An 11,570-nucleotide genomic window follows, 5' to 3' on the forward strand; every position below is an offset into this window, starting at 1 on the left:
GCATAATGAAACTAATATTCTTCCTGTTGTAGTCCTACAATAGATGAGCTGTCCCCCAAATGTGTCACAAAATCTAAAACTAACATTTGGAGGTTTTCCACTCATGAAATTTTCTAATTTATCACTTTCTGATCGTAAACAAATTTTAGAACTTGCTTTAAATAAAAAATTACCTTACAAAGAAATAGCACTTAAATATAATATTTCAGTAGGACAGATTTACAGTGCTGTATCTCGTGAACGAAACAAAACAAATTCACTCTCACCTCAACAGACCGAGCAACATCCAATAAGTCAAAGACCTATTCTAGGTGAAGAAAACAGTAAACCAAGTTACACACCTAAATATAAAGTTCAATCTATATTAGACCTTTATGAAAAATATAATGGTAACCTTGCAACTGCTGCAAAACACCTAGGAATGCATAATACAAGTCTAAGAGATTGGGTAAAAATGTTCAAACTAGTTGGAGGTGAATTATTCATCCAAGTAGTGACTAAAACTATGAAAGCTCAGAAAGCTATAACACAAGCAGAATTAGAAAATAGAATCATTTTTACTCGTGAGCAACTTAATCAAGAACTTGGAGTATTAAAAAACCATCTAAGTACACTTGAAAATCAGGATGATAGCGAAGCTCTAGTACAAAGCATAAAATCTATGATGAAAAGCCATGAGCAAATAAAAATACTAGAACTGGCTAACCTAATGCTTAAAAAGTTAGGTATAAATAAACATTTTGCACAAGTTGATGAAATTACTCAAAGTAGAGTTATAAAAGCGATTACCTCCCTTAAAGCACTGAAATACACAGTAACGTCAGCTTGCGACCTATTGGGGATAGATAGAAGACACTACTACCGCAATCTTAAAAAGAACCCCGTAAGCTCTAAAGAGCGAAGACTGAAGATTGTTGCTGAAATCATCATTCATTTACGAGATAAAGGTCTAGATGTATGCAGCCTTCAAGAAATCGAAGAGGAGGTAGTAAATTGCCCAAAGTTGCGTCCTTTCTCAAATTATGGGATTAGGAGGATAAATCAGGAAGTCAACAAGGTCATCTATGACATGTACGACTCAAATAAAGAGATTAGAGAACTATTCCCTCATCGTAAGGTTAACCACAAAGTTGTTGAAAATGCGATCAGAGAATTTAAACTATACTCAAAAAAATACGATGAAGATCAAAGTAAAGCAACTAGAAGAATAGCTCATACTTCAACAAAAGATGATAACCTCATGGCTAGGGACTTTAAATGCTCATTACCTTATGAAAAGCTTGGTAATGATACTGTTACCTTCACAGTACAAGACAAAATCTTAGGTAAGGTAAAAGTATATTTATGTATAGTTATAGACCTATACTCTAGGAAAATCGTTGGTTATTGCATTAGCGACAGTCCTGATACTACTAGTGCCATATACGCACTAGACATGGCAATGCAAAACAAGCCTGAAAATGCCTCTAAAACCATAATGTTGCAGCATGATAAAGGTTCTCAGTTCATGAGTCAAGAATATAGAAATCAAATTAAATACTATAAGATTATCGAAAGCGTATCAGGAAAAGGAGCATGTTATGACAATGCTCCAACAGAAAGTCGCTTCTCATGTCTAAGGATCGATTGTGAACCAAAAGGAGGTTTCAAAAGTGTGAAGCACTGCAAAGCAACAATAGAAGCTTACATAAATTTCCATAATAATCAACGCATTGCGATACACAAAGGCGAGAAAAAAGGATTAACACCTCAAGAAAGAATATCTCAAGTATGCTAATCCACAATACAAAAAATTATGTCCTAATTATAGCATAGTTTAGCTTAATTAAGAACTATGTGGTTTAGACTAGAGAGGTGTTACTCCAGCGCTAGCCGCGCCCACTCCCCCTCTCCTGCGGCTCCCCTTTTAAAAAGGGGACGGGAAGCCTTGGAGGGGGAGCTGGGCGGCGACGCTGGGTCCAGAGTGCTTCCAAAAGGCATCGAGAATCTGCTTGGGGCTGCACTGTAATTGTCGATCTTAGATCGAAAATTTACTCAGTTCTGTACCAAAGATGTAGATTTTTTTTACTGAATTTGGTTTAAGTATGTCCTGAAGTTGTAGCACCGATGTTTGGGAATGTTCTAGGATTTGTACTTAAGTTGTATTTTTTCTGCTTACTATTTGCCTACATTTGGGGTACACTTAGAGAGTACACAAAAACTAAATGATAATCATAAAGTAAACATTTTTCTACTAAAATACATGTATAACTTCCTAAAATACCCTTACTATTTGTAAGTGAATTACATATTACGCTAATAAATTTATTAACTAAAAGATATAATTAAATACTTTCAAATGATAGTTTTTTGCTCAAAGAAAGTATTTAATTTGTACCCTATTTGGGGGAAACCTCAAGATAGCTTAGCGCCACAAACAAATTTACTAAATTTTACTCTCTCCTTTCTCATAATATAGCGCCAAATTTTGTTAGTTTCTACATAGATTTTAAACAAATTACAATTGAGACTTCTGGACAAATCCAATTAGAACTACTGTACAAATCTAATTAGAGTTTCTGGACAAATCTAATTAGGGTTTCTGTGCATATCTAATTAGAGTTTCTATACGAATCTAATTAGCCTTTCTATACAAATCTAATTAAAAACTTCTGTACAGATTTAAGTAGAACTACTATACAAATTTAGACAGAAAATCCACAATAACCTATCAATCTGTATGGGATTAAGTGGCAATATAGGCTTTTTCTGTATGCCACCCACTAGCATTTTTATGTCAATTTTAAAGTTTTTACCAAAAAATTTTTAATTTCAGGCGAAAATATAAGTAATAAAAAAGGCAATATTCCCGAAGAAATATTGCCTAAACTCATAAAATTCTAAGTTGCACTACGCTAAGTTGGTAGTAATCAGGATCACCACCAAAGCCGAAGTGAAACTGACTTAGGTAGTGATAACTTATCTTCTTATGAGTTTGGTTAAATTAGTAAACTAATTTAACTAGCGACCTTTTCTTGAACAGGTTTACTCTTGGCAGCAGCACTCCACCCTGAGCTCTGACAAGAAATTTATGCCTTGCCTAATTAAAATATGAAGCGCTTTGTTTTTAATTAGGTAGACAAAGGACTGGTCAATCCAACCGTTTTCCACCACTCACAACAGTGGTGGAATTATTTTTGTCAAAAAACTAGAAAATCTCTAATATTATTCTATCAGAGAGCAAGAGGAATGTCTAAGATCTCCTCTATATTTTTGCGATATTTCTCAAAAGAAAAAGCAGTTCGTTGAAATTTAAGATAAGAAATTAATCTAGGTAAGAGCAAGTCCTTACAAAAACAAGTGCACCTCAAAAAATCAGAAATTTGCGCAAAAAAAAACTTAGACACCGAAGTATCTAAGTTGCATTATCCAATAAATTTAAAACAATTGCATGTAGTAGTACTACATGCAATCTGATTCACTTTACACATCACAGAGAGCTTAAGACCTAAAAGCTCTGCAGCTCATAACTAATTGGCACTTACAATTAGCTATGAGATAATAGCAATACGATGACCAGTCGTATTACTATTTCACTACCTTTATCAGATAGTGAACCGGTACCTAGATCCTAACAAGATGTTAGTTTTTATACTAGGAGAAATCTGATTAGCTTGATTAATTGTACTAGATAGATAAATATTTTATCTATACTTCTTTGCTAGAACATATTGAATTAGGCTAGTAGTAAAGAAGTAACAGTAAAAACGTTTTTCCTAACTACATGAAAAATTATAACCTATTTAATTTTATTTTTCTAGCTTTTCTTAAATTAATTCTAAGAAAGAAGCTTTTTACTATTTAAGTAAAGAAAGTGGTTAAATAATTACTTGCTTCTAGTAAGTGATTACTTAATTAACTTTATGCTCCTATTATAGCCAATTTTATTGAGAAAAGTAAAATTTAAATAAAAAAAGTTTAAAAAACTTTTCCTACGTTGAAAAAATCTTTGACCAAAAACCTAGTTTAAATAGCTTAAAACCTATCTTATGAAATAAAAATAAACTTAAAAATCAATAAAATAAGCCAATCGATAGCTACATACAAAAAGAAATCCTCTACTTATCTGTAGAATGGAATTCATACACACTACAAAGGGTTATTTACTAATTTTAGCCTATTTTGGAAAATAAACCTACATGATGTATGCTTATTTAAACATTATGTTTATTTTTATTTACAATTAAAGCCATCTTCCAAAGATGGTAAAAATAACTACATATTCTTACTAGCTTTAGTTACTTAATTCACCTCCTTGTTACTTTAAAGCAACAAGCAACTTAACTATCAAGGAATAACATAACAGACAAAGCATTATCGTTTAATTTCTCTTTCAGAATAGCACAAAAATTGAGATCTCAATTTTCTACTCAATTTTTCTGCTCAATTTTACCTATTTTCTTTGCAAAAAACTAGCCTTTACGAAAAAATATTTTGATTTGCTTGATAATAGACCTGACTATTTTTAGTTAGCTCTATTAAATCCCCTATAAAAATAGAGTTAAATCGAAATTGTAAATAACTCTGCAATAAGCAAAAGATATTTATTCTTGCAAATTGCCATGTGGGTAGGATCTAGAAGAACTATAGAGGTATCTAAGATAACCTATAACAGGAATACTTTGAAAGTTCAAAACTCAAAGTTTCATGTTCCAAGTTCAAACACACTACACTAGAAAGAAAAAATCCAAATAGGTGAATTGGTGAATTGGTGAATTGTAAAAATTAATTAAACCTGAATTTTTTTACGCATTTCTTAAGAAGAATACTAATAAATTTGCGTTTCTTTGCTTTAATTTTCAGCCTCTTAAGAAATAACCCCCTTTAAATTTACTCTTTTCCCCTTATAAAATTAAGGTAAATATAATCAGTTAATTGATAGGATTATATTTACACATTAAATGTTTTTTTCATAGAGACTCTCTTAAATACAATCTACTTGAAAGTTAATTTAAATTTTATTCATATCTAACCTAAAGAGGATAGTGTTGTAGTTAACACTATCCTCTTTTTTATTATGTCTCTTGAAATTTTTAGATCTTGATATCTAGATATCTTGCTATCTGACAGCTAGATATCTAGAAACCTTATCAAAGTCAATTAAGCTAACTGACCTACTTGTTAAAAGTCGAATAAACTAACCTACTTGTCAAAGTTAAATAAGCTAACTTACAGTCAAAGTCAAATAGGGTAAATTAACCTAAAAGCTTTTCTTTAGCCCATAGATCTTCATAAGTTTCACGTTCACGAATTAAATGTACTTTATCACCATCTACAAGCACTTCAGCACATTTTGGACGTGAGTTGTACTGTGAACCCATTGCCGAACAATAAGCACCAGCACCACGTGTTACTAGTAGATCACCTGGTCTTACACGTAATTGACGGTTTTTACCTTGGAAGTCACCTGTTTCACATACAGGACCAACTACATCATATAGTTTTAATTCAGTATCAGGGTTTTCCTCAACGGTAATAATATTCATAAATGCTTGATACAGACTTGGACGAATGTTGTCATTCATACCTGCGTCCACAATCGCAAAGTTTTTCCCTAAATTATCTTTAGTAAACTCTACTTTGTAAGCAAAAATACCAGCATTTGCCACAATTGAACGACCAGGCTCAACTACAATTTGTAGCTCACCAACATCTTCAAATAAGTCTTGTAACTCTGCATAAGCTGCATTAAGTAACTCATTTGGTAGAGGTGGAGCCTCTACTGAATAGGTTACCCCTAAACCACCACCAATATCTAAGTGGTGTAGGCGAATACCTGCAGCGTATAATTTACGAATTAAACTTTTTAAAGTTTTGATTGCGTCAATGTATGGAGAAATTTCTGTTAGTTGTGAACCAATGTGGAAATCTAAACCAACAATTTTTACGTGTTCCATTTTTGAAGCACGAAGATACTCATCTAGGGCATGCTCAACAGGAATACCAAATTTATTTTCTCTTAGACCAGTAGAAATGTATGGGTGAGTATTAGCATCTACATTAGGGTTAATACGGAAGCTAATTGGGGCTACTTTACCTAAACGTTGTGCTACTGTGTTGATACGATCTAGCTCCATAGACGATTCAACATTGAAGCAAAGAATTCCTACTTCTAGAGCCATCGCAATTTCTTCTTCAGTTTTGCCAACTCCAGAGAAAATTACTTTGCTCGGGTTTGCACCAGCAGCAATTACACGCGCTAGTTCCCCACCAGAAACTATATCAAAACCTATATCTTGTTGTGAAAGTAGCTGTAATAAAGCTAAGTTAGAGTTAGCTTTTACAGCATAGCAAACTAAACCATTGCGTCCTGCAAAGGCGTTCTTAAATGCTTCTACGTGACGAAGTAAAGTTGCTTTTGAATAAACATATAGAGGAGTGCCATACGTCTGTGCCAGTTGTTTTACTGGAACTTCCTCAGCATATAACTCCCCGTTTTTATAACTAAAAAAATCCATGGTTTACTTGTTATCAACAATAAAAGAAAAATCTTAGGTTTTAATTATATCAACTTTTCTGAGGTAACTGTACAAAATAGGTGGATAATTTTTATACTTTTGTCATTAAGATCGAATGCGATAGAAGCTATAGAAACTAAGTATGAATTGTAAAAATTACTTTAGCAACCTTCACCAAAGTAAACTTTAACACGTGCAAACTTTACCTTGAGGTTACATACAAGTAAACTTTAGCTCAACTAAAAAATAAACATTGCCTCAACCAAGCAATAAACTTTAACTTGAGTAAACGGTAAACATTACCTCAACCAAACAATAAATTTTTACCCAAGCAAACTATAAATTTTTACTCAAGCAAACTCAAAAACAAAATTCCCACGCAAATCAGCAAACCACTGATAAATAATCAACTTACCACCTTAGCCATAAAATACCACCCGAATCTATCATTTGATAAATACAAACGATCACAAAACTAACATTTGTCAGTTACGTCACAACAAAACCCTCTAAACTTCCTCATTAAACCTCAAATCTAGCTACAAAATAATAACCAAACTCTTACAACCAAGCTTAACAACTAGGACTAACCATCTCAATAACCTACCAATTCTTACTTTTGCAAGTTTTTAACAACTACAAACTCTAACAAATGATAGATCTAAAGCAAAAAACGAACTTTTTTTGAAAAAAAGTTAATTTTTTGCTTTTATTTTAATTTGCTTGTGGCATAATACCAGAAATTAATTTTTTACCAACTACGGTAAAAGTATTTAATCGGTAATATTATTTCTTTGAAAAATAAGCTCAACTCTTATTTTTTAAAAGCAGCCCTGCTTAAGCTTGGCTGTTAGTTTATAGCATTTATTTAATCTTGAGTTTTAATTTGCAGGGCAAATTAAAACTCTTTTTATAACCTAAATTTTGTATAACCTAAATTTTGCCAAACACTGAGAACTCCTAAAATGACAAGACAAGCTAAGCACACCCAAGAAATTAGTCGCGAACATCTCCTTGATATCCTTGCAGTAGCACGTAATGAACAAGAAGCAGATTTACGTATTGACAATGTAAAGATTTTAAACCTAATTAGCGGTGGCACTCTAGAAGGACCTATCGTAATTAAACATGGAACTATTGTGGGCTATGGTAAAGAGTACGCTAACCACCCCGCTAAAGAAGTAATTGATGGTCAAGGTAATACCGCTGTACCAGGTTTTATTGATGCGCATATGCACATTGAATCATCAGTAATGGCGCCACAAGTATTTGAATCTTTAACTCTACCTTTAGGGTTAACAACTATTATCTGTGACCCACATGAAGTTATTAACGTAATTGGTACTACTGGTTTAGATTGGTTCTTACGCTCTTCAGCACAAGCTTATCAAAACCAATTTATTCAAATGAGTTCATGCGTGCCAGCTTTACCTAACTGTGAAATTAACGGGGCAGAATTTACCGTAGAGCAAATGCGTGACTATATTGATAACCCATACGTTCTTGGTCTTGCTGAAATGATGAACTTCCCTGGAGTTATCAATGGTGATGCTTTAGTGCTTGATAAAATTGAACTCTTTAGTGGCATGGTAGTTGATGGTCACTCACCTACAGTAAGTGGACGTCCACTAGATGCTTACATTAGTGCTGGTATTAACAATGACCACGAATGTACTACTAAAGAAGAAGCATTAGAAAAACTAGCTAAAGGTTTAACCGTATTTATCCGTGAAGCTTCAGCTGCGCGTAACTTAGACAACCTTGCGCCGATTCTAAATGAATTCTCAAGTGCAGCAATTTGTTTATGTACAGACGATATTACCCCATACGATATGGTACACACAGGTCACATTAATGACATGGTACGTCGTCTAATCCAAGATCACGGTGTTGCTCCACACATTGCTTACCGTGTATCGTCATACACTACAGCTCAGCACTATGGGTTAAAACGTTTAGGTTTAATCGCTCCAGGTAAGAAAGCAGATATCGTTCTTGTTTCTGATGTAGAAAAAGTAAGCATTAGCAAAGTATTTGTTGGTGGTAAAGATGTAGCTTCTCTAAACCTTGTTGAGAATGCTCCTGCACGTCTTGAAGCTTCAAACCCACCTACATTCAAATCTGTAAAACGTGAACCAGTAACAGCACAAGACTTTACTTACAACTTTGAAGTTGGTAAAAAATACCGTGCGGTTGAAATCATTGCTAACGAAATTATTACCGGTGAAGAGCATTTAACTTGCACAGGTTATGATGCAAATGGTAATCCAACTTTTGATAAACCAGCGGCTTTACTAACTACAGTAGAAAGATATGGTTTTGAAACTAAATCTGCTTTTGCTTTAGTAACAGGTTCAGGTTTAACAAAAGGTGGTCTTGCTTCTTCAGTAGGTCACGATAGCCATAACTTAACAGCTATGGGGGCTACACCACAAGACCTTGCTGACGCAGTTAACGCAATTATTGCCTCAAATGGTGGTTTAAGTTGTGTATTAGACGGTGAGGTTAAAGCTCACTTACCTCTACCAATTGCTGGAGTACTTTCAACTGAAAGCGCAATGGTAGTTGAACAAACAATTGAGCAACTTAAAGAAGATTCACGTGAATGTGGTGTATTCTTACATGATCCATTCATGCAACTTTCTTTCCTACCTTTACCAGTAATTCCAAAACTAAAACTTACATGTAATGGTCTATTTGATGTAACGCAGTTTAAGTTTGTTTCTCTAGAAGTAGAAGAATAAATAACTGCATAGCAAAGCTTAGCAAGCTTATAGTACTCAATCTACTTACTCTACTTACTTAAGCTCATCAAGCTGACCATAAATAACAAATGACTAGAGACAGTATCAAAAAAATACTGTCTCTAGTCATTTTACCTTTTAATATTTCGAGCTGTGCTCTGTGTACTACCTCAAAGGCTAGACCAAGCAAAAACAGGCATTTAGAAGCTAACCTACGATTTCTTACAATCCAGCCTCTTCAACTACAAAGGAAAGTTTTTCTACTTTCACCTCTGGGAAATAATCCTCAAGTTTAAGTAGTTTTTCTTGTTTCTCTTGCCAAAAACATAATTCAGTTTTACTTAAAGAAGAACGATATAAAGCAAGATACAAACTACTCCTACCACTATTAGAACCAATGTTATCAGAACTAGCAAGAGTAAAAGTTAGCTTATAAAACTCTATAACGCCAGCAGCTAGTCCTTCTAGGCTAAAGTTTAAGGTTTGTGGATCTTGATATATCTTATTAAGATCCGCAATTCCGGTACCTTTAGCTTTAACTAAAGCTTCACGACAACACCAAAGACAATAGAATTTATCTTGCTCACTAGTCAGTAATTTACTATAGGTAGAACTTGCAAAGGTCTGACTAGAAAAAACATCCTGGAAATTCTTACCTGAAGATGCAACTAAATTTCTATACTTACGCTCTTTGTAAGGAAACTCAAGATCGACTCCCAAGAGATATCCTCCAAGAGGAAGTTTACCGAGCTGTACTTGTCCTTGAGATTTTACCCTTTCCTTGCGACAAAAAGCCAAAGCATACCATGAACTACTGTGACTAAAGTTAAAGTCCATACCATACTCTTGTGGAAAGTATGGGCGACCAAAACTGTTAGTACTTACATCTGCTAAAACTTTAGTCTCATCAATAAGAGACTGTAAAATTTGCTGTTTAGCAACTGCAATTAGTTTTTTATTTTCTGGTTTGCTTTGCGTTTGCTCTACCTTTCCTAAAATAAGATAAACAGTATCTGCTGCAGGGAAAACCATTAAACACCGCGCCAACGTTTGAAGATTAATGAAGAATTAACTCCACCAAAGGCAAAGTTGTTATTCATCACATAATCGGTTTCAATATTACGCCCATCACCGGTAATGTAATCTAACTCTCCACAACGCTCATCAACTTCTTCAAGGTTAATCGTTGGAGCAAACCAACCATCACGCATCATTTCAATGGCAAACCAGCTTTCTAAAGCACCACAAGCTCCAAGAGTATGCCCTAAATAACTTTTCTGTGAACTAAAAGGAACTTTTCCAAATACTTCAGCAGTTGCTTGGGTTTCAGCTATATCTCCCGACTCGGTTGCAGTACCATGTCCATCAACATAACCAATTTCTTTTGGATCTAACTGTGCGTCCTGTAATGCTAGTTTTATACACTCACGCATAGTATCTTTTGACGGTCGAGTAATGTGAGTTCCGTCGCTATTAGCGCCGTAACCAACTACTTCTGCAAGAATGTTTGCGCCACGCGCAAGAGCATGCTCTAATTCTTCGAGCACTAAAATCCCCGCACCCTCACCTATTACTAAACCATCTCGATTTTTATCATAAGGACGAGGATTTAATTCAGGGTGATCATTATCTCTACTTGCAGCGTATAAAGAGTCAAAGACAAAAATCTCAGATAAACAGAACTCTTCCCCACCACCTGCAAGCATCATCGGAATTAAACCATATTTAATCGCTTCATAAGCATAACCAATAGCTTGGCTTCCTGATGAACAAGCGCTTGAGGTTGGAATAATACGTCCTGATAAACCAAAGAAAATACTCATATTTGCTGCTGTCGTATGAGGCATCATACGTACATAAGTATTGGCGTTAAACTTATCATTAACCCCATCTTTAATCAGCGTAGCAGCTTCTAAGATATCTGGCGTACTCCCAATTGATGAACCAGAAGCCACTCCCATTTTGCCATTTAAGCAAGTATCAAGTACGTTATTTTTTTCATAGTCCCAAAGATTTGCCATCTTTAAAGCATCAGTAGCAGCATCAACACAAAAAGCTGATACTCTTCCCATACTACGCTTTTGTTTACGACTCCATTCACTTGGCGCTTGATAATTTTCAATTGGAGCACCTAGTTGTGATTCAAGATCACGATATTTAGCGTCCCAACCCATAAATTTAACTGCATTCTTTTTACGTTGAAAAGCAGCTTTAATATCTTGCCAGTTTCTTCCTAAAGCAGTTATGCCACCTGCTCCAGTAATTACAACTCTTTTTACTTTCATATATCACTCATAGTTTGATTTACTCTGAGCTGTACCCCAAATGT

Annotated in this window: 5 protein-coding genes; 2 read left to right on the plus strand and 3 right to left on the minus strand. The window is 34.5% G+C overall.

Annotated elements, in window-relative coordinates; all coding sequences use genetic code 11:
• The first annotated feature begins 103 nt into the window (after positions 1–103).
• Positions 104–1,777 (plus strand): IS3 family transposase, encoded by a 1,674-nt coding sequence (locus CKF54_RS07025; protein WP_222987565.1) that lies wholly within the window; start codon positions 104–106, stop codon positions 1,775–1,777.
• Positions 1,778–5,234: 3,457 nt separating this feature from the next.
• Here CKF54_RS07025 and lysA read toward each other — a convergent pair.
• Positions 5,235–6,497 carry a diaminopimelate decarboxylase gene (lysA, locus tag CKF54_RS07030; protein WP_119525646.1) on the minus strand — a complete coding sequence of 421 codons (1,263 nt, stop codon included), beginning with the start codon at positions 6,495–6,497 and terminating at the stop codon, positions 5,235–5,237.
• A 965-nt stretch (positions 6,498–7,462) separates the two neighbouring features.
• On the opposite strand from lysA, the gene adeD reads away from it, so the two are divergent.
• Positions 7,463–9,241: an adenine deaminase gene (gene adeD / locus CKF54_RS07035; protein ID WP_119525647.1), complete on the plus strand. Its 1,779-nt coding sequence runs from the start codon at positions 7,463–7,465 to the stop codon at positions 9,239–9,241.
• Between the two features lie 222 nt (positions 9,242–9,463).
• Here adeD and CKF54_RS07040 read toward each other — a convergent pair whose 3' ends face one another.
• Positions 9,464–10,273: a 4'-phosphopantetheinyl transferase family protein gene (locus CKF54_RS07040; RefSeq protein ID WP_119525648.1), complete on the minus strand. Its 810-nt coding sequence runs from the start codon at positions 10,271–10,273 to the stop codon at positions 9,464–9,466.
• Positions 10,273–11,526: a beta-ketoacyl-ACP synthase gene (locus tag CKF54_RS07045; RefSeq protein ID WP_119525649.1), complete on the minus strand. Its 1,254-nt coding sequence runs from the start codon at positions 11,524–11,526 to the stop codon at positions 10,273–10,275. The genes CKF54_RS07040 and CKF54_RS07045 overlap by 1 nt, the downstream gene beginning before the upstream one ends.
• Positions 11,527–11,570 lie beyond the last annotated feature (44 nt).

It is taken from the genome of Psittacicella hinzii (assembly GCF_003585885.1).
GTDB lineage: Bacteria > Pseudomonadota > Gammaproteobacteria > Enterobacterales > Psittacicellaceae > Psittacicella.

What these genes read in the sequence shown, in the direction of transcription:
- CKF54_RS07045 (WP_119525649.1), bottom strand. Translation starts at nt 11,526, where the DNA reads ATGAAAGTAAAAAGAGTTGTAATTACTGGAGCAGGTGGCATAACTGCT.
- CKF54_RS07040 (WP_119525648.1), bottom strand. Translation starts at nt 10,273, where the DNA reads ATGGTTTTCCCTGCAGCAGATACTGTTTATCTTATTTTAGGAAAGGTA.
- adeD (WP_119525647.1), top strand. Translation starts at nt 7,463, where the DNA reads ATGACAAGACAAGCTAAGCACACCCAAGAAATTAGTCGCGAACATCTC.
- lysA (WP_119525646.1), bottom strand. Translation starts at nt 6,497, where the DNA reads ATGGATTTTTTTAGTTATAAAAACGGGGAGTTATATGCTGAGGAAGTT.
- CKF54_RS07025 (WP_222987565.1), top strand. Translation starts at nt 104, where the DNA reads ATGAAATTTTCTAATTTATCACTTTCTGATCGTAAACAAATTTTAGAA.